Origin of the sequence: Bradyrhizobium stylosanthis (assembly GCF_001641335.1) — a bacterium.
Taxonomy (GTDB): domain Bacteria; phylum Pseudomonadota; class Alphaproteobacteria; order Rhizobiales; family Xanthobacteraceae; genus Bradyrhizobium; species Bradyrhizobium stylosanthis.
The window spans coordinates 780341-803679 of record NZ_LVEM01000004.1; the positions used below are offsets into that span (position 1 = coordinate 780341).

Annotated in this window: 21 protein-coding genes; 4 read left to right on the forward strand and 17 right to left on the reverse strand. The window is 64.7% G+C overall.

The features are described 5' to 3' along the window. Window positions 1-71 precede the first annotated feature (71 nt). The 7 genes from A7X65_RS30075 to glpD form a co-directional block, all read right to left on the reverse strand. Complete coding sequence (locus A7X65_RS30075; RefSeq protein ID WP_063692614.1) at window positions 72-1811, reverse strand: ABC transporter substrate-binding protein; 1740 nt, start codon at window positions 1809-1811, stop codon at window positions 72-74. Between the two features lie 132 nt (window positions 1812-1943). Continuing rightward, complete coding sequence (locus A7X65_RS30080; RefSeq protein WP_063692133.1) at window positions 1944-2273, reverse strand: DUF2160 domain-containing protein; 330 nt, start codon at window positions 2271-2273, stop codon at window positions 1944-1946. Window positions 2274-2283: 10 nt separating this feature from the next. Next, window positions 2284-3090 carry a carbohydrate ABC transporter permease gene (locus A7X65_RS30085; RefSeq protein WP_063692135.1) on the reverse strand — a complete coding sequence of 269 codons (807 nt, stop codon included), beginning with the start codon at window positions 3088-3090 and terminating at the stop codon, window positions 2284-2286. Further along, entirely contained in the window at window positions 3090-4064 is a 975-nt protein-coding gene (locus A7X65_RS30090) for a carbohydrate ABC transporter permease (protein WP_063692136.1), read from the reverse strand. Before A7X65_RS30090 ends, A7X65_RS30085 begins: the two co-directional genes overlap by 1 nt. Continuing rightward, window positions 4064-5149 carry an ABC transporter ATP-binding protein gene (locus tag A7X65_RS30095; protein WP_063692138.1) on the reverse strand — a complete coding sequence of 362 codons (1086 nt, stop codon included), beginning with the start codon at window positions 5147-5149 and terminating at the stop codon, window positions 4064-4066. The genes A7X65_RS30090 and A7X65_RS30095 overlap by 1 nt, the downstream gene beginning before the upstream one ends. A gap of 12 nt (window positions 5150-5161) precedes the next feature. Next, a complete protein-coding gene (locus A7X65_RS30100; RefSeq protein ID WP_063692140.1) occupies window positions 5162-6238 on the reverse strand; it encodes an ABC transporter ATP-binding protein in 1077 nt (358 codons plus the stop codon). Continuing rightward, complete coding sequence (gene glpD, locus A7X65_RS30105) at window positions 6235-7785, reverse strand: glycerol-3-phosphate dehydrogenase (protein ID WP_063692142.1); 1551 nt, start codon at window positions 7783-7785, stop codon at window positions 6235-6237. Before glpD ends, A7X65_RS30100 begins: the two co-directional genes overlap by 4 nt. Window positions 7786-8066: 281 nt before the next feature. Between glpD and A7X65_RS30110 the strand changes: the two genes are divergently transcribed. Both A7X65_RS30110 and A7X65_RS30115 read left to right on the forward strand, forming a co-directional pair. Next, window positions 8067-8318, forward strand: a complete 252-nt coding sequence (locus A7X65_RS30110) for a type II toxin-antitoxin system prevent-host-death family antitoxin (RefSeq protein WP_063692615.1) — start codon at window positions 8067-8069, stop codon at window positions 8316-8318. Further along, window positions 8318-8734 (forward strand): type II toxin-antitoxin system VapC family toxin, encoded by a 417-nt coding sequence (locus tag A7X65_RS30115; RefSeq protein ID WP_063692144.1) that lies wholly within the window; start codon window positions 8318-8320, stop codon window positions 8732-8734. The genes A7X65_RS30110 and A7X65_RS30115 overlap by 1 nt, the downstream gene beginning before the upstream one ends. A gap of 3 nt (window positions 8735-8737) precedes the next feature. Here A7X65_RS30115 and A7X65_RS30120 read toward each other — a convergent pair whose 3' ends face one another. Beyond that, the gene (locus tag A7X65_RS30120; protein WP_063692146.1) at window positions 8738-9583 is read right to left on the reverse strand and encodes a DeoR/GlpR family DNA-binding transcription regulator; all 846 of its coding nucleotides are present in this window, start codon (window positions 9581-9583) and stop codon (window positions 8738-8740) included. A 102-nt stretch (window positions 9584-9685) separates the two neighbouring features. Continuing rightward, entirely contained in the window at window positions 9686-10372 is a 687-nt protein-coding gene (locus A7X65_RS30125; RefSeq protein ID WP_063692147.1) for an HAD family hydrolase, read from the reverse strand. Between the two features lie 155 nt (window positions 10373-10527). Here A7X65_RS30125 and A7X65_RS30130 point away from each other — a divergent pair, with 155 nt between their 5' ends. Together A7X65_RS30130 and A7X65_RS30135 are read left to right on the forward strand one after the other, a co-directional pair. Further along, the gene (locus A7X65_RS30130) at window positions 10528-10980 is read left to right on the forward strand and encodes a nuclear transport factor 2 family protein (RefSeq protein WP_063692148.1); all 453 of its coding nucleotides are present in this window, start codon (window positions 10528-10530) and stop codon (window positions 10978-10980) included. Between the two features lie 211 nt (window positions 10981-11191). Continuing rightward, the gene (locus tag A7X65_RS30135) at window positions 11192-11638 is read left to right on the forward strand and encodes a nuclear transport factor 2 family protein (protein WP_430643655.1); all 447 of its coding nucleotides are present in this window, start codon (window positions 11192-11194) and stop codon (window positions 11636-11638) included. Between the two features lie 283 nt (window positions 11639-11921). Here the strand turns inward: A7X65_RS30135 and A7X65_RS30140 are convergent, their stop codons facing one another. From A7X65_RS30140 to A7X65_RS30175, 8 genes are all read right to left on the reverse strand, one after another. Then, the gene (locus tag A7X65_RS30140) at window positions 11922-12113 is read right to left on the reverse strand and encodes a hypothetical protein (RefSeq protein ID WP_063692150.1); all 192 of its coding nucleotides are present in this window, start codon (window positions 12111-12113) and stop codon (window positions 11922-11924) included. A gap of 220 nt (window positions 12114-12333) precedes the next feature. Then, window positions 12334-12744, reverse strand: coding sequence for an acyl-CoA thioesterase (locus A7X65_RS30145; protein ID WP_063692152.1), 411 nt, complete (start codon window positions 12742-12744; stop codon window positions 12334-12336). A gap of 7 nt (window positions 12745-12751) precedes the next feature. Then, window positions 12752-14848 carry a 3-hydroxyacyl-CoA dehydrogenase NAD-binding domain-containing protein gene (locus A7X65_RS30150; protein WP_063692154.1) on the reverse strand — a complete coding sequence of 699 codons (2097 nt, stop codon included), beginning with the start codon at window positions 14846-14848 and terminating at the stop codon, window positions 12752-12754. Window positions 14849-14850: 2 nt separating this feature from the next. Further along, a complete protein-coding gene (locus A7X65_RS30155) occupies window positions 14851-16134 on the reverse strand; it encodes an acetyl-CoA C-acetyltransferase (protein WP_063692156.1) in 1284 nt (427 codons plus the stop codon). Beyond that, complete coding sequence (locus tag A7X65_RS30160; RefSeq protein ID WP_063692158.1) at window positions 16134-18401, reverse strand: acyl-CoA dehydrogenase; 2268 nt, start codon at window positions 18399-18401, stop codon at window positions 16134-16136. The genes A7X65_RS30155 and A7X65_RS30160 overlap by 1 nt, the downstream gene beginning before the upstream one ends. A 271-nt stretch (window positions 18402-18672) precedes the next feature. Next, complete coding sequence (locus tag A7X65_RS30165; protein ID WP_063692159.1) at window positions 18673-19296, reverse strand: flavin reductase family protein; 624 nt, start codon at window positions 19294-19296, stop codon at window positions 18673-18675. A 177-nt stretch (window positions 19297-19473) separates the two neighbouring features. After that, entirely contained in the window at window positions 19474-20073 is a 600-nt protein-coding gene (locus A7X65_RS30170; RefSeq protein WP_063692160.1) for a TetR/AcrR family transcriptional regulator, read from the reverse strand. 33 nt (window positions 20074-20106) lie between these two features. Further along, window positions 20107-23244 (reverse strand): efflux RND transporter permease subunit, encoded by a 3138-nt coding sequence (locus A7X65_RS30175; RefSeq protein WP_063692162.1) that lies wholly within the window; start codon window positions 23242-23244, stop codon window positions 20107-20109. Window positions 23245-23339: the final 95 nt, after the last annotated feature.

Genomic DNA, 23339 nt, shown 5'->3' on the forward strand with positions numbered 1-23339 from the left:
CGCGCAAGCCACCAAAACAAAAAGGCCGGGATCGCTCCCGGCCTTTCGCATTTGATGAGGCTATACGGCGCTTACTTCGCTTCCGCGCGCTTGGGCGGGGTCGCCGGCCACGACTTGATCAGCGTGTCGTAGTCGACCGTCTCGCCCTTCGGCTTCTCGTTGGCGAGCTTGCGCTGCGGGGCGATGGTGCCGTCCTTCTGGGCCTTGGCGAACCAGTACTCGGCCGACTCCTTCTTGTGCAGCTTCGGACCGCACTCCTTCTGCACGCCGGACTTCTCCAGGCGCTCCATCACGGAGTCCTGGGCCGCAGCGAGAGCGTCCATCGCCTGCTGCGGCGTCTTCGCACCGGACGACGCATCGCCGATGTTCTGCCACCAGAGCTGCGCGAGCTTCGGATAGTCGGGCACGTTGTTGCCGGTCGGGGTCCACTGCACGCGCGCGGGCGAGCGGTAGAACTCGATCAGGCCGCCGAGCTTCGGCGCGCGCTCGGTGAACGACTTGTCCCAGATGTCGGATTCACGGATGAAGGTGAGACCGACATGGCTCTTCTTCAGCGACACCGTCTTGGAGACGATGAACTGCAGATAGAGCCAGGCCGCCTTGCGGCGGTCAGCCGGGGTCGACTTCAACAGCGTGAGCGAGCCGGCATCCTGGTAGCCGAGCTTCATGCCTTCCTTCCAGTACGATCCGTGCGGCGACGGAGCCATACGCCATTTCGGCGTACCGTCCGCGTTCATCACGGCGATGCCCGGCTTCACCATGTCGGCGGTGAAGGCGGTGTACCAGAACATCTGCTGGGCGATGTTACCCTGCGCCGGCACCGGACCGGACTCGGAGAAGGTCATGCCCTGAGCCTGCGGCGGAGCATACTTCTTCATCCACTCGAGATACTTGGTGATCGAGTAGACCGCGGCGGGACCATTGGTGTCGCCACCACGCTCCACGCTCGAGCCGACCGGACGGCAGCCTTCCATGCGGATGCCCCATTCGTCGACCGGCAGACCGTTCGGAATGCCCTTGTCGCCGTTGCCGGCCATCGACAGCCAGGCGTCGGTGAAACGCCAGCCAAGCGAGGGGTCCTTCTTGCCATAGTCCATATGGCCGTAGACCTTGACGCCGTTGATCTCCTTGATGTCGTTCGTGAAGAACTCGGCGATGTCCTCGTAGGCCGACCAGTTCACGGGAACGCCGAGTTCGTAGCCATACTTGGCCTTGAACTTGGCCTTGTAGTCGGGGTTGGTGAACCAGTCGTAGCGGAACCAGTAGAGGTTGGCGAACTGCTGGTCGGGCAGCTGATAGAGCTTGCCGTCCGGCGCGGTGCCGAACGACTTGCCGATGAAGTCGTTGACGTCGAGCATCGGGTCGGTGACGTCCTTGCCCTCGCCGGTCATGTAGTCCGACAGCGCGATGGTCTGGCCGTAGCGGAAGTGCGTGCCGATCAGGTCGGAATCGTTGATCCAGCCGTCATAGACGTTCTTGCCGGACTGCATCTGGGTCTGCAGCTTCTCGACGACGTCACCTTCCTGGATGATGTCGTGCTTGAGCTTGATGCCGGTGAGCTCGGAGAACGCCTTGGCCAGCGTCTGCGATTCATATTCGTGGGTGGTGATGGTCTCGGAGACGACGTTGATCTCCATGCCCTTGAACGGTTCGGCGGCCTTCGCGAACCACTCCAGCTCCTTCTTCTGGTCGTCCTTCGACAAGGTCGAGGGCTGGAATTCGGTGATCCACTTCTGGATCGTGGCATCGTCGGCGGCGCGGACCGGCGCCGAGACGGTGAACGACACCGCAAGCGCGGCGACGCTGGACATGGTCAGAAAGCTGTTCTTGGTCAATGGACCTTTCCTTCTCCTAAACTGTCGCATGTTGTTCCTCCGTTGCAGCGACAAACTTTTATATACAGACCCGGTTGCCCCCGGATCTGGCCGTCCCTTCGCGAAGCGTCAGACCGTGCGGAAAATGAGCACGGCCGTGGCCAGCGAAATTCCTGATGCGAGCCACAGGCTCGAAATCTCAAAACCCTCCTCACCGATCGGCAGCGTGGCGATCGCGTCGGTGCCGGCGAAGGCGATCCATAGCAGGTGGATGACGGCCGCCGTGATCAGGGAAACGAACAGGCGATCGCCCCGCGTCGTCGGAATGCTGAGCACGCCAACGCGCTCGGCTTCGGGATAGACCGCGGCCAGGTAGGTCATGACCCCGAGGGTGCAGGCGAGCGCCACGAAGAAAATCGCCGTCGGCAGCGTCCAGGCCATCCATGCAATAGATTCCATTGATGCCTCCCTAGACGCGACCGAGCGCAAAGCCGCTCGCGATGTAGTTGCGGACGAACCAGATCACGAGAGCGCCCGGAATGATGGTGAGCACGCCGGCGGCCGCGAGCAAGCCCCAATCCATGCCGGCCGCCGAGACCGTGCGCGTCATGATCGCCGCGATTGGCTTGGCATGAACGGAGGTCAGCGTGCGCGCGAGCAGCAGCTCGACCCAGGAGAACATGAAGCAGAAGAAGGCGGCGACGCCGATGCCGCTCGCGATCAGCGGCACCAGGATCTTGATGAAGAAGCGCGGGAAGGAATAGCCGTCGAGGAAAGCGGTCTCGTCGATCTCGCGCGGCACGCCGGAGACGAAACCTTCGAGGATCCACACCGCCAGCGGAACGTTGAAGATGCAATGCGCGAGCGCGACGGCCCAGGGCGTATCGAACAGCCCGATCGCCGAATAGAGATTGAAGAACGGCAGCGCATAGACCGCGGCCGGCGCCATGCGGTTGGACAGCAGCCAGAAGAACAGGTGCTTGTCGCCGAGGAAGCGGTAGCGCGAGAAGGCGTAGGCCGCCGGCAACGCCACCGAGATCGAGATGATGGTGTTGAGGACGACGTATTCGAGCGAGTTGATGTAGCCGGAATACCAGCTCTCGTCGGTGAAGATACGCTTGTAGTGCTGCAGCGTCGGGGTGTGCGGCCACAAGGTCATCGTCGAGACGATCTCGGCGTTGGTCTTGAAGCTCATGTTGACGAGCCAGTAGATCGGCAACAGCAGGAAGATCAGGAACAGCCCCATGATGAGGCGGCGGCCGGGAATCGAATGCATCAGGCCACTCCTTCCTTTGGCTTGAGCGCGGTTGCGGGCTTGAGCGCAGCCGACGACTTCGGCTTCGCCGCCGGCTCGCTCTCCGCCTGAACCTTCCGCTCGACGCCGGCATTGGTCATGACGGTGTAGAAGATCCAGCAGACGATCAGGATGATCAGGTTGTAGACCAGCGAGAGCGCCGCGGCCTTGCCGAGGTCGAACTGGCCGAGCGCGATCTTGACCAGCTCGATCGACACGAAGGTCGTGGAGTTGCCGGGTCCGCCGCCCGTCACCACGAACGGCTCGGTGTAGATCATGAAGCTGTCCATGAAGCGCAGCAGAACCGCGATCAGCAGCACGCGGTTCATCTTCGGCAGCTGGATCGCCTTGAACACGGCCCAGCGCGAGGCGCCGTCGATCTGGGCGGCCTGGTAATAGGCTTCGGGAATCGACTTCAGGCCGGCATAGCAGAGCAGCGCGACGAGGCTGGTCCAGTGCCAGACGTCCATGACGATGACCGTGACCCAGGCGTCGATCTCATTGGAGACGTAGTTGTAGTCGATGCCGATGGCGTTGAGCACATAGCCGAGCAGGCCGATGTCGGGCCGGCCGAAGATCTGCCAGATCGTGCCGACCACGTTCCACGGAATCAGGAGCGGCAGCGCGAGGATGACGAGGCAGGCTGCCACCGTCCAGCCCTGGCGCGGCATCGACAGCGCGACGACGATGCCGAGCGGCACCTCGATGGCGAGGATGACCATCGAGAAGAACAGGTTGCGACCGAGCGAGGCGAGGAAGCGGCCGCCGAGATCGGTCGAGGGATCGAGCAGCTCCTTGAACCAGCCGACGCCGTTCCAGAAGAACTGGTTGTTGCCGAAGGTGTCCTGCATCGAATAGTTCACCACCGTCATCAGCGGCAGCACCGCCGAGAAGGCGACGACCAGGAACACCGGCAGCACCAGGAACCAGGCTTTTTGGTTGACGGTCTTGTCCATCAGGCGGCTCCCTCCACCAGAAGGCTGTCGGCATAGACGTGAACATGCGACGGGTCGAACTTCAGCCCGGCCGTGCCGTCGGATGACGTGAAGCCCGCCGGCGCGCGCGCCGCGAGCTTGGCCTCGCCAAGACGGGTCCGCGCAAAACGGATGCGGCCGAGATCGTCGATACGCTCGATCCTGGCGGTGAGCAGGCCCGGCCCGGGCGCGACGGCCTCGACGAACTCCGGACGGACGCCGATCTCGATCTTGGCACCGGCCGGAATGCTGTCGTAGCTGCGGTTGAGCGCAATGACGTGACCGTCGATCCGCGCCTCGCGCCCCCTCACCTCCGCCGGCAGGATGTTCATGCCGGGTGAGCCGATGAAATATCCAACGAAGGTGTGCGCGGGCTTGTCGAACAGCTCGGCGGGCGTGCCGCTCTGCACCACGCGGCCGTCATGCATGACGACGACGGTGTCGGCGAAGGTCAGCGCCTCGGTCTGGTCGTGGGTGACGTAGATCATCGTGAGGTCGAGCTCGCGATGCAGCGCCTTCAGCTTGGAGCGGAGCTGCCATTTCAGCTCGGGATCGATCACCGTCAGCGGCTCGTCGAACAGCACGGCGGCGACGTCATTGCGCACGAGGCCGCGGCCGAGCGAGATCTTCTGCTTGGCGTCGGCCGTGAGGCGCGTTGCCTTGCGGTTCAGATAAGGCTCGAGGTCGAGCAGGCGGCCGATCTCGGCGACGCGCCTGTCGATATCCGCCTTCGGCACGCCGCGGTTCTTCAGCGGAAAAGCCAGGTTCTGCCCCACCGTCATGGTGTCGTAGATCACCGGAAACTGGAACACCTGGGCGATGTTGCGCTTCTGGGTTGACAGCGGTGTGATGTCGACGCCGTCGAACAGGATTTTCCCCCGCGACGGCGTGATGATGCCGGAGATGACGTTGAGCAGCGTGGTCTTGCCGCAGCCGCTCGGGCCGAGCAGCGCATAGGCGCCGCCCTGCCGCCAGGTCATGGTGACAGGCTTCAGCGCAAAGCTTTCCTGCGGCGCAGCATTGCCGCCGTAGGAATGGGCGAGATCGACGAGGTCAATGCGGGCCATGGCGCATCTCCCTCAGGAAGCCGGTGCAGCGACCAGGCGGTCGGCCGCATCGAACACGAAGACATCGTTGGGGTCGAGCACGGCATCGATGGTCTGGCCGGGCTCGAACTCGTGCACGCCGTGCAGCACCGCAACCCAGTTCGATCCGTCGCGGGTCAAATGCACAAAGCTCTCCGAACCGGTGATCTCGGTCACCGTGACAGTGGCATGGAAGGCGTGGCGGTTGGCCTCGCCATTGGCGAGCGCAAGCTGATGGGCGCGGAAGCCGACGCGATAGGCGCCGTCGGCCAGCGACGAATAGAGGCCCGAGGCCGGCGAGGACGTGCCGCCGGCATAGGCGACGTGCCCGTTCTTCTTCTCGATGCCGACGAGATTGAGCGGCGGATCGGAGAAGACCTGCGCGACGCGCAAGGTCTGCGGCCGGCGGTAGACGTTGGCGGTCTCGCCCATCTGCAGCGCCTGGCCCTCCCACATGCAGACCGTGTTGCCGCCAAGCAGCAGCGCCTCGGTCGGCTCGGTGGTGGCATAGACGAAGATCGCGCCGGAGGCCTCGAAGATGCGCGGCAGCTCGGCACGCAGCTCCTCGCGCAGCTTGTAGTCGAGATTGGCGAGCGGCTCGTCGAGCAGCACGAGATCGGCACCCTTGACCAGCGCGCGTGCGATCGCGGTGCGCTGCTGCTGGCCGCCGGAGAGCTGGAGCGGCGTACGCTTCAGGAACGGCTCGAGCCGCAGCAGCTTTGCCGCTTCCGCCACCCGCGTCTCGATCTCTTCGCGCGGCTTGCCCTGCACGCGCAGGGGCGAGGCGATGTTCTCGTAGACCGTCAGCGAAGGGTAGTTGATGAACTGCTGATAGACCATGGCGACCGAACGCTGGCGCACGTCGGCACCGGTGACGTCCTTGCCATTGACCAGGACCTTGCCCGTGGTCGGCTTGTCGAGACCGGCGAGCAGCCGCATGATCGAGGTCTTACCCGACAGCGTCGGCCCGAGCAGCACGTTGAGCGTGCCGCTCTCGAGCGTCAGCGAGACGTCGCGGATGTGCGCGACACCCTCGACGGTCCGGGTCACGTGATCGAGTGTCACGCTCATGAGCGTCCTCCTGCTTCCAGCAGGGGAGTTTGCGGCACGGCGTGGGTCCTGATCCAGTCGTCCAGGGCAGCGATCTCGTCGGCAGATAGTCGCAGGCCGAGCTTGGAACGGCGCCAGACGACGTCCTCCGCGGTGACGGCCCATTCATTGGCCATGAGGTAGCGGACCTCGCGTTCGGTCAGCGTCGCGCCGAAGGCCTGGCCGAGATCGGCGGCCGATTTGGCATCGCCGAGCAGCTTGATGGCGCGGGTGCCGTAGGCACGCGCCAGGCGCCGCGCGTGCTCATGACTGAGGAAAGGATAGCCGCGCTGGAGCTCGGCGATCAGGCCGTCGATATCGGACACATTCATGTCGCCGCCCGGCAGCGGCCATTTGCCGGTCCAGCCCTCGCGCGCCTTCGCACTGCGAAGATAGGGCGCGAGCCGCTCCAGCGCCTCCTCGGCGAGGCGGCGATAGGTCGTGATCTTGCCGCCATAGATCGACAGCAGCGGCACCCCGCCGGGCGTGTCGAGCTCGAACACGTAGTCGCGCGTCGCGGCCTTGGCCTCGCTGGCGCCGTCGTCATAGAGCGGCCGCACGCCGGAATAGGTCCAGACCACGTCCTCCGGGGTCACCGGCTTGGCCAGATATTCGCTCGCCGCGGTGCAGAGATACTGGATCTCCTCGGCCGTCGCCTTCACCTTGGCGGGGTCGCCGTCATAGTCGCGGTCGGTGGTGCCGATCAGCGTGAAATCGTCCTGGTACGGGATCACGAAAATGATGCGGCCGTCCGCGTTCTGGAACATGTAGGCACGGTCGTGATCGTAGAGTTTCCTGACCACGATGTGCGAGCCCTGCACCAGGCGCACCTTGGCTTTCGCATTGACGCCGGCACCGCGGCCGAGCACGTCCTCGACCCACGGGCCGCCGGCGTTGACCAAGGCCTTCGCCTTGATCGAGGAACGCTCGCCGGTCAGCGTGTTGACCATGCTGACGGTCCAGACGCCGTCGGATTGCTTGATGTCCGTCGCGCGGGTGCGGGTGCGGATCTCGGCGCCCTTGTCGGCGGCATCGCGCGCGTTGAGCACGACGAGACGGGCATCGTCGACGAAGCAGTCGGAATATTCGAATGCGCGGCTGTAGCGATTCGGGATCAGCGGCTTGCCGACCTCGTCCCGCTTGAGATCGACCGAGCGCGTCGCGGGCAAGAGATGGCGGCCGCCGATGTGGTCATAGAGGAAGAGGCCGAGGCGCAGCAGCCAGGCCGGGCGAAGGCCGGCGTGATGCGGCAGAACGAAACGCAGCGGGCGGATGATGTGGGGCGCGATGCCCCAGAGAATCTCGCGCTCGATCAGCGCCTCGCGGACCAGGCGAAACTCGTAATATTCGAGGTAGCGCAGGCCGCCATGCACCAGCTTGGTCGACCAGGACGACGTCCCGCTCGCCAGATCGTTCATTTCACACAGGAAAACCGTGTTGCCGCGGCCCACCGCATCGCGCGCGATGCCGCAGCCGTTAACACCGCCTCCAATGATGGCGAGATCGAAAATACGCTCCAACAGACGCATCCCCCGGCGACCGCTCGTTCCTTCGAGCGGTTACTTTCGTTTTTGATTAGATCACACCGAAAAACGAAAGCAAGATGAAAGAGAGGCGAAAGCAAGTGAAAGCGGAACTTTTTCAACGTCAATTCGGCGGGAAAATCGGCAGAATACCGGGCGAATTCGAAGGCAGATGAGCCGATTGAGCAGCACGACCCGCGGCATAGGCTGTCAGACCTTGAATGTAGCAACATATCTACATATAGTTTTTGACCGTACGGGATTGCTACGGCGAGGACGCGCTGACGATGGTGACCACCCTGACCAGCCGGGAATTCAACCAGGATACGAGCGGCGCCAAGAAGGCGGCGTCGCAGGGCCCCGTCTTCATTACGGATCGCGGCCGTCCGGCCCATGTCCTGCTGACGATCGAGGACTATCTGCGCCTGAGCGGTGGACACATGAGCCTAGCCGAAGCTCTGGCGCAAACGAACGCGGACTTTGATTTCGATCCGCCTCGAATCGATGGCGGCATCTCCAGGCCCGCCGATCTCGACTGATGTTCCTGCTGGACACCAATGTCATTTCCGAACTGAGGCGACCGGACAAGGCTGATCACAATGTGCTCGCCTGGGCCAATGCCGTGCCTGTGGCGAATTTTTTCATGTCCGTCATCTCGATTCTTGAAATTGAACTTGGCGCGCGCCTGATCGAGCGCAAAGACGCGGTGCAAGGTGCCGTCCTGCGCGCCTGGATCAACGATCACATTCTGCCCCGCTTCGACGGGCGAATCCTGGCGATCGATACGGCCGTGGCGCAGCGCTGTGCCCAACTCCACGTACCCGACCCGCGGGCTGAACGCGACGCACTCATTGCAGCAACCGCGCTTGTCCACGGCTTGACTGTCGTGACGCGCAATGTCGGGGATTTCGAACCAACGGGCGTGACGTTGCTCAACCCGTGGGGGCGTAGCTGAGCCTTAGCGCAGCCGCACCACCGGTGCGGCCTCGGGCGCGGCGTCCTGGACATCGGCGGGCGCATCATCGATGTCCGCGCCCTTCGGCATCGCTTCCACCACCTCGATGCCCTTGCTGTGACAGATGGTGGCGAGGCGCTCGGGCAGCTCCTGGTCCGTCACGAATGTCTGGATCTGGGTGATGTGAGCGATACGCACCGGCGCGCTGCGGCGGAGTTTTGTGGAATCGGCGACCAGCATGACGCTGCGGGCATTGGCGATGATGGCCTGCGCCACCTGCACCTCGCGATAGTCGAAGTCGAGCAAAGCGCCCTCTTCATCAATCGCGGACGCACCGATGATGGCGTAGTCGACCTTGAACTGGCCGATGAGTTGCGTTGCGGTCGAGCCGACCACGGCGCCGTCGGCGCGCCGCACCGTGCCGCCGGCGACAACCACCTCGATGCGGGGATGGCGGTACAGCAGCATCGCGACGTTGAGGTTGTTGGTGATGACGAGCAGATCCTCGTGCGAGGTCAGCGCGCTCGCGACCTCCTCGGTCGTGGTGCCGATGTTGATGAAGAGCGAGCAGCCGTTCGGGATCAGCGAGGCGGCGGCAGCGCCGATCGCCTTCTTCTCGTCGGCGGCGACGAAGCGGCGTGCCTCATAGGCGAGGTTTTCCACGCCCGAAGCGATGATGGCGCCGCCATGGATGCGGGTCAGCGATCTCCGTTCGCAGAGATCGTTGAGATCCTTGCGGATGGTCTGCGCCGAGACCTCGAACCGGCGCGCGAGCTCCTCGACCATGACGCGGCCGGAGGCGCGCGCGATATTGAGGATTTCGGCTTGGCGATGGGTCAATCCGGTCACGGCAACGGCCTCAAGTCAGGATGATGCATGGTGCGGCGGATCGCGGCTTCGGTCAATGCGCGCGCCGATCACGGTTAACGACAGCGCTCACCACGCCGTTTCTTACCAAGTCATGGCGCGCGCCAGATGCGCGAGCAGCTGCGGATCGTCGAAGGCGCTGGCGGAGGCGACCGCGCCTGACGCAACCAGGTCAGCATGGCTGAGGCTGGTGCGGATGCCGATGGTCGGAATGCCGGCCGCCGTGGCGGATTGCACGCCGGTGCGGGAATCCTCGAAGGCGACCGAGGTCTCCGGCCGCGCACCGACGAAACGCAGCCCCTCCTGATAGGGCAGCGGATGCGGCTTGCCGTGCGGCAGCTCGGCGCCGATCACGAGCGCCTTGAAACGGTGGGTGATGCCGAGGCCGGACAGCAGCAGCTCGGCGTTGAGACGCGGCGCGTTGGTGACAGCGACCATGGGAATGCCGGCGCCGTCGGCCCGGTCGAGCAGCGCCATCAGGCCCGGCAGCGGGGCGATCTGCCCGGCCACCAGCGCGCGGAAGACCTCCTCCTTCTCATCGAGGATCAGGGCGCGCCGTTCCGGCGCCTCGTGAGGCAGAAAGCGCTCGCCGATCGCGACATTGGCGAAGCCTTGCAGCTCCCTGGAGAAGCGCGCGTGGTCGAAGACATGGCCGTGCGGGCCGAGCACCTGGTTGAATGCCTTCAGGTGCAACGGGTCAGTGTCGGCAAGCGTACCGTCGATGTCGAACAGCAACGCCCTGCCCGTCGCATCCTGTTTTGCCTCGATCATTTCCGTACTTTCCCAAATGCGCGACGCATCGATGCGCGAGACGTATCAATACGGCCTCGATCGCGCAATGACGCATCCACATGACCCCAATGCGACACTCGACAAAGTCGCGCGCGACTGCAACACTTGGGTCAAGATCAAAAAGGAGGAAACGAATGACGATCAACCGACGCGATCTGGCTCTCTCGACTCTAGCCCTCTCGGCGCTCGCACTCACGACACCAGTGCTGGCGGCCTCGGCCGAGGAAGAGGCCGTGGCGAAGAAGGTCGAGGCCTTCCGCCTCGCCCAGATCGCGGCCGACCCGAAGGCGCTCGGCGCGCTGTGCTGGGACGATCTCAGCTACAGCCATTCCAGCGGCAAGGTCGAGGACAAGGCAACCTTCATCACCAACGCCACCGACGGCAAATCGAAGTTCCTGTCGATCGAATACAAGGACCCGACCATCAAGGTCGTGGGTCCCACCGCGATCGTCCGCTTCCACTGGCTGGGCGAGCAGGAAATGGCGGCCGATGGGAAAAAAGTATCGACCAACCTTCACATCCTGATGAACTGGCAGAAGCAGGGCGACGAGTGGAAGCTGTTGTCGCGTGCCGCGACGAAATTGTGATGTGACTATTCACCCTCTCCCGTCATGTCCGCCGAAGCCTGGGCGAAGGCGGATGAGGGAGAGGGTGGCATAGGCGGCTTCGGCCGCCATTCTTAAGAACGCCGAAGCTTTGCTTCGGCGTTTGCTTAGGAACGACCGCCCGAGGCGGCCGATATCACCTTCTCCCACAAGGGGGAGAAGGAAAGCGCAGCGGCATCAAGGGCGGCAAAAAATTCCGACCACGCGCGGTGCAACAGCGGGCGCAAAATCAAGAACGGAGAATACGATGACATCAAATCGCGATCATACTGCCGCGGCGGACCACGAGGCGGTGGCAAGGAACGTCGAGGCATTTCGCCTCGCCCAGATCGCAGCCGATCCGAAGGCGCTCACCGCGTTGTGCGCTGATGATCTGAGCTACAGCCACTCCAACGGCTTCCTGGAGGACAAGGCGGCCTTCGTCGCCAACGCCACCGACGGCAAGACGGAGTTCCTGTCGATCACGTACAAGGACCCGACCATCAAGATCGTCGGCCCCGCCGCGATCGTGCGCTTCCACTGGCAGGCCGAGATGATGACCGGCGGACAGAAAGTGGCAAACAGCCTTCACATCCTGATGAACTGGCTAAAGCAGGGCGACGAATGGAAGCTGCTGTCGCGCTCCGCGACGAAGCTGTGATGGTGCGCTTCCCCTCTCCCCTTGTGGGAGAGGGGTGGCTCACCTCGATAGTGGCGAGACGGATGAGGGGTATCTATCCTCACGAACGATCGTGCGAATTGGAAAGATACCCTCATCCGGCGCCATAGCCCAAGCTTTGCTTCGGCGTTCTCTTGAGAACGGTCGCCCCTTGGCGGGCTCTGCCACCTTCTCCCACAAGGGGAGAAGGAAAGTGCAGCCGCATCAAGGGCTGCAAAAATTTCCGACCGCGCTCTGCGCGTCGGAAAACCACGGCGGCAGGCGTTTACGCCGCTTCCTTCACATCGCCGTTAACCAGCTTGCGTGCAGCGCGCTCGGCCTCGCGGGCGTTGCGGAAAAGCTGGCCTTCGAGGCGGTTGAACTGGTTGGACGAGGCGAAGAAGCAGTAGCCACCCTGGCCGCGAACGACGATGCCCGCGGTCTGCGAGTTGACTTCGATGATGTAGCTGTCCGGCATGCCCGTAGATTCCTCAATGCGGGCAGATAACGGCATCTCTGCCCTTTGGTTCCTAGGGCAAATCAACCGGTTTCCACCCCGAATCGACACGCAATTGAGTACGCCGGGACCTCATCCGTTTTATGACTTGTTGTTGGCGAAGCCGCGACGCGTTGACTCATCGGCGCCGCGTTTGGCGTGCTGCAACTCTTCGTGAGATGGGACGCAAAGCCGCGCGCGATTACGTCGCGATCGGCGTCTCGGTCGAGCGGACTTCCTGCGGCCGGCCGTGCTCGTCAATCGACACATAGGTAAAATTGCCGTCGGTGACGAGGAACGGATGCTCCTCCCCGCGCCGCAGCGCCCAGGCTTCCAGATGCACGGTCATCGACGTGCGGCCGACGCGGACGAGGTTGGCATAGACCGAGACGAGATCGCCGACATAGACGGCCTTGCGAAAGTTCATCGCCTCGATCGCGACGGTCACGGTGCGCGACTTCGCGACCTTCGAGGCGAATACGCCGCCGCCGACGTCCATCTGGCTGAGCAACCAGCCGCCGAAAATGTCGCCATTGGCGTTGGTGTCGGCGGGCATCGCCAGCGTGCGGATGCAGAGATCGCCGCGCGGTGCGCTGTCGGTCTTCTCGGTCATGCGTCTCTCACTTGAAATTGTCCCAGCCCGGATCGGGCGCGAAGCGCTCGCCGAATCGCTCAGTCAGCGCACGCAGGGTGGATACAATGTTTTCCACGCCGCGCGTGCGCGCGTAATTCAGCGGACCACCGCGGAACGGTGCATAACCCGTGCCGAAGATCATGGCGCCGTCGACCGTATCAGGGTCGTCAACGATACCTTCGCGAAGGGCTGCGACGCAGACGTTGGACATCGGCAGCACCAGCCGGTCGATCATCTGGTCGGTGACGCGCGGGCCGGTCTCGGCGAGCTGTGCCTTCTCCGCCTTGCCGTCCTTCCAGACGTAAAAACCCTTGCCGGTCTTGCGGCCGAGCTCGCCCTTGGCGACCTTCTCGCGCAGCCAGGCCGGCGTCGGCGGCAGCAGGTCGCCGAACTTGGCGCGCAGCATGTCGCCGACGTCGAGGCAGATGTCGAGACCGACCTGGTCGGCGAGCTCGATCGGCCCCATCGGCATGCCGAACTGCTCGGCCGCGGCGTCGATCAGGCGCTGGTCGGTCTTCTCGTCCAGCATCACCATCGCTTCGAGCATGTAGGGCGTCAGCGCGCGGTTGACGAGGAAGCCGGGCGAGCTCTTCACGGATAGCGGCAGGCGATCGATCGCGCCGACAAAGGCGAGCGCTTCCTTCAACACCTGCGCCTCGTTGCCGTCATGGCTGACGACCTCGACCAGTTGCAGGCGCGAGACCGGATTGAAGAAGTGCAGGCCGACCAGCCGTTCGGGCCGCGCCAAGGTGGTGCGCAGGTCCTGAAGCGGAATGCTGGAGGTGTTGGTCGCCAGGATCGCGCCTGGCTTCATCCGCGGCTCGAGGCCGCCATAGACCTTCTGCTTCAGCTCGAGCTTTTCCGGTACCGCCTCGATGATGAGATCGGCATTGCGGACGCCCTCGCCGTCCATGTCGGGGATCAGGCGATCGAGCGCGTCGCGCACCTCGGTCGGTCTGCGGATGATCTTGCCGTAGAGCTCGGCAGCGCGCTTCACCGCGCCCGCGATCGGCTCCGGCTTCATGTCGGCGAGCGAGACGCGAAGCCCCTGCCCGGCGACCCAAGCCGCGATGTCGCCGCCCATGGCGCCGGCGCCGATGACGTGGACATGCTTGACGGTGTTGCCGGAGCCTGCGGCCTTCTTCATCTGCTCGCGCAGGAAGAAGACGCGGATCAGGTTCTGCGCGGTCGGCGTCACCATCAGCTTGGCGAACGAGGCCTGCTCGGCCTTCAGCATCGCGGCCTTGCTGCCGCCATGGGCCTCCCAGAGATCGATCAGCGCATAGGGCGCCGGATAGTGCTCGCGGGACGCGGCCTTTGCCGCCTCCGCGCGCATGCGCTTTGCGAGCAGCCCACGCACGGGCCCGAGATTGGCGGCGCGCGTCAGCAGGCCGGGCCTGGTCCGCTTCTGCCGGCCGAACAGCACGTCCTTCACGGCGCCGCGGACATGGCGCTCCTGCGTCACGGTATCGACGAGGCCGAGCGATTTGGCGCGGCGCGCATCGATGGTGCGGCCGGTCAGCATCAGCGCCATCGACTGCGTCGGATTGACCAGCGCGGTGAAACGCGCGGTACCGCCGAGACCTGGGTGCAGGCCCAGCATCACCTCCGGGAAGCCGAAGCGCGCATTGTCGATGGCGATGCGCGACTGGCAGGCGAGCGCAACCTCGAGGCCGCCGCCGAGACAGAAGCCGTGGATCACCGCGACCGTCGGAAGCTTCAAGGCTTCCAGATGGTCCACCACCGCATGCGCGGCGCGGATGCGCGTCTCCACCATCTCGGTATCGCTGGCGCCGCGGAATTCGTTGACGTCGGCGCCCGCGATGAAGCCGGAGGGCTTTGCGGAACGGATGACGAGACCGGCCGGGCGCTCGGTCTCGATCGCCGCAAGCACGGCGTCGAACTCCTCCATCACGTCCGAGGAGAGCGTGTTGGCGCTGGCATCGGCGCGGTCGAACAGCAGCCAGGCGACGCCGTCGGCATCGCGCGTCAGCTTGAAGTGCTTGTAGGGGCTGTCGGCCGAGGCTTGCGGCCCGAGCGTGAGGACGCGATCGCCGAGCGCGGTCATGATCCTGGAATCCATGGTCACACCGCCTCGATCAGCATGGCGCCGCCGAGGCCGCCGCCGATGCATTCGGTGGCAACCCCTCGCCGCGTGCCGAGCCGCTTCATCGCGTTGACGAGATGCAGCACGATGCGGTTGCCGGAGGTGCCGACGGGATGGCCGAGCGAGATGGCGCCGCCATCGACATTGAGCCTTTCACGGTCGATCTCGCCGGCCGCGCCGTCAAGGCCCAATATCTCGCGGCAGAATTTGTCGTCGTTCCAGGCGGCGAGGCAGCCGAGCACCTGCGTCGCAAAGGCTTCGTTCAACTCCCAAGTCTCGACGTCCTTGACGGTGAGGTCGTTGCGCTGGAGCAGCGGCGTGGCCGACATCACGGGGCCAAGGCCCATGATGCTGGGATCGAGCGCGGCCCAGTTGCTGTCGACGATCGCCGCTTTCGGCGTCAGCTTGTGTTTCGCCACCGCCGCGTCGGACGCGAGGATCACCCATGACGCGCCGTCAGTGATCTGCGAGGAATTCCCCGCGGTGACCTGGCCCCAGGGACGTTCGAACACCGGCCGAAGTCTTGCGAGCGTCTCCGCCGTCGAGTCCGGACGCACGCCGTCATCGTGATCGAAGAATTTTCCGTTGCGGGAGAACGCGGTCTCGACCTCGCCTTTCAGATAGCCTTCGGCCTGCGCATGCGCGAGGCGACGATGGCTCTCGGCGGCATAGGCGTCGGACTGCGCACGGGTGATGCCGAAGAGATGGCCGACGACCTCGGCGGTCTGGCCCATGTTGAGGTCGGTGATGGGATCGGTGAGCCCGCGCTCGAGGCCGATGATCGGCTTGAGATCACGCGGCCGCAGCTTGAACGCGGCGGCGAGCTTCGCCGCCATGCCCTTGGCGGTGGCAAGGCCGGCGAACCAGCGCACGCCGGAATTCGGCCAGACCAGCGGCGCGTGGCTGAGCGCCTCGGTGCCGCCGGCGAGGATCATGTCGGCATGGCCCTCGCGAATGTAGCGGTAGGCGGTGTCGATCGACTGCATGCCCGAGCCGCAATTGATCTGCACCGTGAAGGCGACCATGTCCTCGCCCATGCCGAGCCGGAGCGCGGCAACGCGGGCCGGGTTCATCTCGTCGGCGATCACGTTGACGCAGCCGAGGATGACCTGGTCGAAATCGGCAGGCGAGAACGGCTGCCGCGCCAGGAGCGGCCATCCGCACTGCACGGCGAGATCGACCGGCGTGAACGGGCCCGGCCCGGAGCGCGCTTTCAGGAACGGCGTCCGGCTGCCGTCGACGATGAATACCGGTCGTGCCATCAGCTCGCCGCCCTCTGTTCACCGAGTTCCTGGAAGAACTGATGCACGTCGGCGGTTTTCTTGTAAATCGGCGACAGCGCCTCCGGCGCAAAATCGTCGACCTCTATCACTTTTGTGACGGCTTCATGAGCCGCGGCAAGCTGCTCGCCTTCGGCCTGCGTGATCACGCCCTTGGTGACCGCCTCCTTCCAGTCGCGGATATGAGCCCCACGCATGCGCTTGGCGATCGCGTCGGTCGCCGCCACCAGCTTGAACGCGCGCTCCAGCCGTGCAAAGCCGCCGTCGTCGTCGACATGAGCGAGATCCGGCGTCAGCCGCTCGCGTGCTGCCGACGGCTCCAACACGAGGCCTGCGCATTGGTGCACGACGCGGTCGGACGGGCCGAGCACGCGGGCACCGAATGGCTGGACGACGAACTTCAGAAAAGCCGCGACGAAGCGGTTGGGCAGATTGGCGAGGATCTCGGCCAGCCGGTTCTCGATGGTCCTGAAGCCGGTCGCCATGCACCATTCCAGCGCAGCGAAATCCTCTTTCTGCCGGCCCTCATCCTGCCAACGCTTCAGCGCGGCCGAGAGCAGGTACAGCTCGGAGAGGATGTCGCCGAAGCGCGCCGACAGCATCTCCTTGCGCTTGAGCGCGCCGCCGAGCGTGAGCAGCGCCATGTCGGCGCAGAGCGCAAACGCCGCAGAGTAGCGCGAGAGCTGGCGATAGAACGGCGTGGCATCGCCCGCATCGGGCGCCATGGCGAACATGCCGAAGCTCCAGCTCCGGCCGAAGGCGCGGAGCAGCGTCTCAAAACTGTGGCCGACATGCTTCCAGAACGCCTTGTCGAACGCGGTCAGCCCGCGTTCGCGATCGGTGTCGGCGAGCGCGTTCATCTCGTCGAGCAGATAGGGATGGGCGCGGATGGCGCCCTGCCCGAACACGATGAGGTTGCGGGTCAGGATGTTGGCGCCCTCGACCGTGATGCCGACAGGCACGGCGCGATGCAGATTGCCGAGATAGTTTTGCGGGCCGTCGATCACGCCCTTGCCGCCATGGATGTCCATGGCGTCGTCGATCGCGGTGCGCATCCGCTCGGTCGCGTGCAGCTTCATGATGCCGGAGATGACGGCGGGATGAACGCCGGCGTTCAGCGCCGCGCAGGTCAGCCGCCGTGCTGCGTCGAGCTGATAGGCGGTGGCGACGATGCGCGCGAGCGGCTCTTCAACGCCCTCGAACTTGGAGATGGAGATGCCGAACTGCTCGCGGATGCGGGCATAGGCGCCGGTGGTGCGCGCGGCATAGGCGGCGCCGGCCGCCGACAGCGAGGGCAGCGAGATGCCGCGGCCCGCCGCGAGCGCGGTCATGAGCATCTTCCAGCCCTGCCCGAGGCGCTCCTGGCCGCCGATGACGTAGTCGAGCGGGATGAAGACGTCGCGGCCCCAATTGGGACCGTTCTGGAATACCTGCATCGACGGCAGATGACGCTGGCCGATCTCGACGCCCGGCAGATTGGTCGGGATCAGCGCGACGGTGATGCCGAGCTCTTCCCGATCACCCACGAGATGGTCGGGATCATAGGCCTTGAAGGCAAGACCAAGCAGCGTCGCGACGGGACCGAGCGTGATGTAGCGCTTGTGCCAGTTCAGCCTGAGGCCGATGACCTCGCGGCCCTCAAAGTTGCCCTTGCAGATGATGCCGGTGTCGACCATCGAGGCGGCATCAGAGCCGGCTTCCGGGCTGGTGAGGCCGAAGCAGGGAATGTCGCGGCCGTCGGCAAGGCGCGGCAGCCAGCGCTCCTGCTGCTCCTTCGTGCCGAAGCGCATCAGGAGCTCGCCGGGCCCGAGCGAGTTCGGCACCATCACCGTGACGGCGGCGGCGATCGAGCGGGTCGAGATTTTCCGCACCACTTCCGAATGCGCATAGGGCGAGAAGCCGAGGCCGCCGAACTCCTTCGGAATGATCATGCCGAAGAATTTCTCGCGCTTGACGAAATGCCAGACGTCCTGCGGCAGGTCGCGCATTTCCCAGAAGATCTTCCATTCGTCGAGCATGGCGCAGAGCTTGTCGACGGGACCGCTGAGGAAGGCCTGCTCCTCGTCGGTCAATTTTGCCGGTGCAATTTTCAGCAGTTTCGTCCAGTCGGGATCGCCGGTGAAGAGATCGGCATCCCACCAGACATCGCCCGCCTCCAGCGCCTCGCGCTCGGTGTCGGACATCGCCGGCAGCACGCCGCGCGCCCAGGAGAAGATCGGCTTTGTGATGTTGTCGCGGCGGAAGCTCATGGCGGACCTCATGGATCGGCGCGGTCTGGGCATTTTAGCGGAAACTGGCCGGAGTGAGTGAACACTTCGCAGGCAAAAAGAAGCGAATTGACGCGGCCGGGCGGCCGCCCCGGGGACCATAACGGCCGGGGCGTGGGGGCAGTTCCGGGAGGGGGATGACGGGTGATCGTAGCCCGGATGGAGCGAAGCGTAATCCGGGGTGGTCCATCCGCGAGGAGAGAACCCGGATTTCGCTTCGCTCCATCCGGGCTACAGGGCCTGATCGGCTGGCCTAATCCGGCCGGACCATCTCGAACATGTTTTCCGGCTTGATCTCGAAATAGTCGCCGCGGCGGCCGGCGCGGACGATCGGGCGGGCGGCGGCAGTCTGATAGACGCCGTCCTTGATCATGGCCTTGTCGATATGGACGGCGACGACCTCGCCCAGGGTCAGCCAGGCGTCGGCCACCTTGCCGTCGGCGCCCTTGAGGCGGACGATGTCGGACATCTTGCACTCGAAGGCGACGGGGCTCTCGGCCACGCGCGGCACGTTGACGAGCTTGCCGGGGACGGCGGTCAGGCCTGCGATCTCGAACTCGTCGACCTCAGGGGCGACATGCGCGGCGGTCGCGTTCATGTGCTTGGCGAGGTCCATCGTGGTGAGATTCCAGACGAACTCGCGGGTCTGCTCCATGTTCGACACCGTGTCCTTCCAGTTGGTGGAGGAGAAGCCGATGATCGGCGGCACGTAGCAGAAAGCATTGAAGAAGCTGTAGGGCGCCAGGTTGACGTGGCCCTTGGTGTCGCGGGAGGAGATCCAGCCGATCGGACGCGGCGCGATGATGGCGTTGAAGGGATCGTGCTTGAGGCCGTGGCCCTTGGAGGGCTCGTAGAAGTACAGGTCTTTGTCGGTCACGCTGTTTCCTCCTCGTCATTGCGAGCGCAGCGAAGCAATCCAGAATCCCTCTGCGGAGACAGTCTGGATTGCTTCGCTGCGCTCGCAATGACGGAGTTTGTTGGTCCGTCCTGGGCTGCCGCCGGCCGGTCATTCCGGGACGGCAGGTGAGCTTATAGGAGGAAACCCGCCGGCCCGTCAGTGGCGCGGCGACAGACCCGCGATGACGAAATCGATCATCTGGTCGATGGTCGGGCCCGGCTTGGTGGCGCACTGGGCGATCATCTGGGGGTGGAAGAAGCGAATCATCGCGGTGCAGGCGCACAGCGAGGCCAGCTGCAAATCGGGCGCCTCGAACTCGCCGGAGGCGACGCCTTGCGCGATCATCTGGCCGATCACGCCGGCAATGCACTCCATATGGGCGACGCAGACGTCCCAGTCCTCCTCCATCGCGACCGCGACCATCTCGTGCAGCTTGTTGTGGCCGACATAGCGCTCGGTGTTCATGCGATGGATGGTGGTGAGCAGCTCGCGGAAGCGCGGCAGCACCGGACCGGGCCGGGTCACGATCCGCTGCGCCTCCAGCTCGACCTCGCCCATCAGCCCCCGTGCCACCGCCTGGTGGATCGCCTTCTTCGATTCGAAGAAGCGATACACGTTGGCGGGGCTCATCCGGAGCTCCTTGGCGATGTCGCCGACCGTGGTCTTCTGGTAGCCGATCACACGGAACAGCCGCTCGGCCACCTCGAGGATGCGATCCCGGGTGTCGACTTCGATATGTTCCGAAACAAGGGCCATCAGTCAGGACTCGCTGGTCAGCAGTCTTCTCATCTATTCAGCCGCTTGGGCAAGCGGAATTGCGTGCTGGTCATCGCTCCCATGCTGCGGCGCGGCAGGCTGCTCGGGGGTCCCCGCCTCGTCCAGGCTCTTGCGGAACCACAGGGCATAGAGGCCCGGCAGGTACAGGAGCGTCAGGAATGTCGCGACAAACAGGCCTCCCATGATCGTGATCGCCATCGGGCCCCAGAAGGCCGAACGCGACAGCGGGATCATGGCGAGGATCGCGGCCAGCGCCGTCAGCACCACCGGGCGGGCCCGGCGGACGGTCGCCTCCACGATCGCCTCGCGCCGGGTCAGGCCGTGGCTGACGTCGGTCTCGATCTGGTCGACCAGGATGACCGTGTTGCGCATGATCATGCCGGCGAGCGCGATCAGACCGAGCAGCGCCACGAAGCCGAACGGGGCATTGGCGACGTTGAGGCCGAACGAGGCGCCGACGATGCCGAGCGGCGCGGTCAGGAACACCAGGATCAGGCGCGAGAAGCTCTGCAGCTGGATCATCAGCAGCGTCAGCATCACCATGACCATCACCGGGAAGAGGATGAAGATCGAGGCGTTGCCCTTGGCGGATTCCTCGAACGCGCCGCCCGCCTCGATGCGGTAGGCCGGCTCGAGGTGATCCTTGATCGCCTTCAGCTTCGGCGTGATCTGGTTGGTCACGTCGGGCGCCTGCACGCCGTCGACGACGTCGGAGCGCACGGTGATCGCCATGTCGCGGTTACGCCGCCACATGATCGGCTCCTCGTGGGCATATTCGATCTTGGCGATCTGCTGCAGCGGCACGGCGACGCCGTTACGCGAGGTGATGGTGAGATCGCCGACGCCGCCGAGGTCGAGCCGCTCGGACGGGATCGCACGGGCGACCACGCCGACCTTCTCGATGCCGTCGCGCACGGTGGTGACCTGCGAGCCCGAGATCAGCATCGCGAGCGCCTGCGAGACCTCCTGCGGGGTCAGGCCCATGGCGCGGGCGCGATCCTGGTCGACGACGAGCTTGAGATAAGGCGACTGCTCGTTCCAGTCGAGCTGGACGTCCTTGACGCTCTTGTTCTGCCGCATGACGTCGCGGACCTGGTAGGCGATCTCGCGCACCTTGTTGGCGTCGGGGCCGATCACGCGGAACTGCACGGGGAAGCCGACCGGCGGACCGAAGTTGAAGCGGTCGACGCGCACGCGCGCCTCAGTCAGGAAGCCATCGGCAGCTGCGTTCTCGATCTTGGCCTTGATGCGCTCGCGTGCCTCGACGCCCTTGGCGACGATGACGATCTCGGCGAAGGCCTCGTTCGGCAGCTGCGGGTTGAGGCCGAGCCAGAAGCGCGGCGAACCCTGGCCGACATAGGAAGTGTAGGTCTCGATGTCCTTGTCGTCCTTGAGCAGCGTCTCGGCCTTCTTGACGGCCTTCTCGGTGACGTTGAACGCGGTGCCCTCGGGCAGGCGCAGCTGCAGGAACAGCTCGGGCCGCTCCGACAGCGGGAAGAACTGCTGCTGGACATGACCGAAGCCGACGATCGAGGCAATGAAGACGCCGACGGTCGCGACCACCACCGTGATGCGGTGGTTGACGCACCATTGCACGATGGCGCGCAGGCCGCGGTACATGCGGGTCTCGTACACCGCGTGCGGGTCGTGGTTGTGGTGCGCCTTCATCTCCGGCAGCAGCTTGACGCCGATATAGGGCGTGAAGATCACCGCCACGAACCAGGAGGCAACCAGCGCGATCGCCACGATCCAGAAGATGCTGCCGGCATATTCGCCGACCGCCGAATTGGCAAAGCCGATGGGGAGGAAGCCAGCGGCCGTGACCAGCGTTCCCGTGAGCATCGGAAACGCAGTGGACTCCCAGGCGAAGGACGCCGCACGCATGCGGTCCCAGCCCTGCTCCATCTTCACCACCATCATCTCGACCGCGATGATGGCGTCGTCGACGAGCAGGCCGAGCGCGATGATCAGCGCACCCAGCGTGATGCGGTGCAGGTCGAGCGACATCGTGTTCATGACGACGAAGACGATGCCGAGCACGAGCGGAACCGACAGTGCGACCACGATACCGGTGCGCCAGCCGAGCGCCAGGAACGAGACGAACAGCACGATGACGAGCGCCTCCATGAAGGAGTGCACGAACTCGCCGACGGCGTGCTCGACCACCTTGGGCTGGTCGGCGATCAGCTTGACGTCGATGCCCTGAGGCACGGCCTTCATGAACTCACTGGTGGCCTTCTCGACCTCCTTGCCGAGCTCGAGGATGTTGGCACCCTTGGCGGTGACGACGCCGATGCCAATCGCGGCCTTGCCTTCCTGACGAACGACGAAGCTCGGCGGATCGACATAGCCGTGGGTGACGGTGGCGATATCGCCGAGGCGGAAGACGCGGCCATTGCTCTCGACCGGGGTTTCGGCCACGGCCTTGGCGCCGTCGAGTGCGCCGGTGACGCGCAGCGGCACGCGTTGCGAGGAGGTCTCGACCGTGCCGGCGGGGGTCACGTTGTTCTGCTTGGCGAGCGAGTCGAACAGCGCCTGCGGCGTGATGCCGAGGGTCGCAAGCTTGGCGTGGCTGAACTCGACGAAGATGCGCTCATCCTGGTTGCCGTAGACGTCGACCTTGGTCACACCGGGCACCTTCAGCAGGCGCTGGCGGAAACCTTCGGAGACCTTTTTGAGCTGGGCATAGTCGGCGCCGTCGCCGGTCATCATGTACAGGATGGAATCGACGTCGGAGAACTCGTCGTTGACGACGGGTCCGAGGATACCTGCGGGCAGCTGGCCCTGCACGTCGGCAAGCTTCTTGCGCAGCAGGTAGAAGAGATACGGCACGTCCTTCGGCGGCGTGGAGTCGCGGAAGGTGACCTGGAGCGCGGTGAAGCCGGGCTTCGAATAGGTCTGCACCTTCTCGAAATAGGGCAGCTCCTGGATCTTCTTCTCGATGGGATCGGCGACCTGCGCCTGCATCTCCTGCGCGGTCGCGCCCGGCCACAACACGGAGACGTTGACCACCTTCACGGTGAAGAACGGATCCTCGGCGCGGCCGAGCTTCTCATAGGAGAAGAAGCCGGCAACGCCGAGAATGATCATCAGGAAGAGAACCAGCGTCGGATGGCTGACGGCCCAGGCCGAAAGGTTGAAGCGCTTCATCGCTCTCTCCGAAAAGACGATCCAGTTGCAAAAACGGCAGCCGCCCGTTCAAACCGTCGTCGCGAGGCAGCGAAGCAATCCAGGGGGCTGGGCAG

Coding starts and splice junctions, on each gene's coding strand:
- glpD (WP_063692142.1), bottom strand. CDS start 7,785: ATGCGTCTGTTGGAGCGTATTTTCGATCTCGCCATCATTGGAGGCGGT.
- A7X65_RS30125 (WP_063692147.1), bottom strand. CDS start 10,372: ATGATCGAGGCAAAACAGGATGCGACGGGCAGGGCGTTGCTGTTCGAC.
- A7X65_RS30110 (WP_063692615.1), top strand. CDS start 8,067: ATGGTGACCACCCTGACCAGCCGGGAATTCAACCAGGATACGAGCGGC.
- A7X65_RS30100 (WP_063692140.1), bottom strand. CDS start 6,238: ATGAGCGTGACACTCGATCACGTGACCCGGACCGTCGAGGGTGTCGCG.
- A7X65_RS30170 (WP_063692160.1), bottom strand. CDS start 20,073: ATGGCCCTTGTTTCGGAACATATCGAAGTCGACACCCGGGATCGCATC.
- A7X65_RS30145 (WP_063692152.1), bottom strand. CDS start 12,744: ATGACCGAGAAGACCGACAGCGCACCGCGCGGCGATCTCTGCATCCGC.
- A7X65_RS30155 (WP_063692156.1), bottom strand. CDS start 16,134: ATGGCACGACCGGTATTCATCGTCGACGGCAGCCGGACGCCGTTCCTG.
- A7X65_RS30115 (WP_063692144.1), top strand. CDS start 8,318: ATGTTCCTGCTGGACACCAATGTCATTTCCGAACTGAGGCGACCGGAC.
- A7X65_RS30160 (WP_063692158.1), bottom strand. CDS start 18,401: ATGAGCTTCCGCCGCGACAACATCACAAAGCCGATCTTCTCCTGGGCG.
- A7X65_RS30080 (WP_063692133.1), bottom strand. CDS start 2,273: ATGGAATCTATTGCATGGATGGCCTGGACGCTGCCGACGGCGATTTTC.
- A7X65_RS30150 (WP_063692154.1), bottom strand. CDS start 14,848: ATGGATTCCAGGATCATGACCGCGCTCGGCGATCGCGTCCTCACGCTC.
- A7X65_RS30090 (WP_063692136.1), bottom strand. CDS start 4,064: ATGGACAAGACCGTCAACCAAAAAGCCTGGTTCCTGGTGCTGCCGGTG.
- A7X65_RS30095 (WP_063692138.1), bottom strand. CDS start 5,149: ATGGCCCGCATTGACCTCGTCGATCTCGCCCATTCCTACGGCGGCAAT.
- A7X65_RS30075 (WP_063692614.1), bottom strand. CDS start 1,811: ATGTCCAGCGTCGCCGCGCTTGCGGTGTCGTTCACCGTCTCGGCGCCG.
- A7X65_RS30130 (WP_063692148.1), top strand. CDS start 10,528: ATGACGATCAACCGACGCGATCTGGCTCTCTCGACTCTAGCCCTCTCG.
- A7X65_RS30085 (WP_063692135.1), bottom strand. CDS start 3,090: ATGCATTCGATTCCCGGCCGCCGCCTCATCATGGGGCTGTTCCTGATC.
- A7X65_RS30175 (WP_063692162.1), bottom strand. CDS start 23,244: ATGAAGCGCTTCAACCTTTCGGCCTGGGCCGTCAGCCATCCGACGCTG.
- A7X65_RS30140 (WP_063692150.1), bottom strand. CDS start 12,113: ATGCCGGACAGCTACATCATCGAAGTCAACTCGCAGACCGCGGGCATC.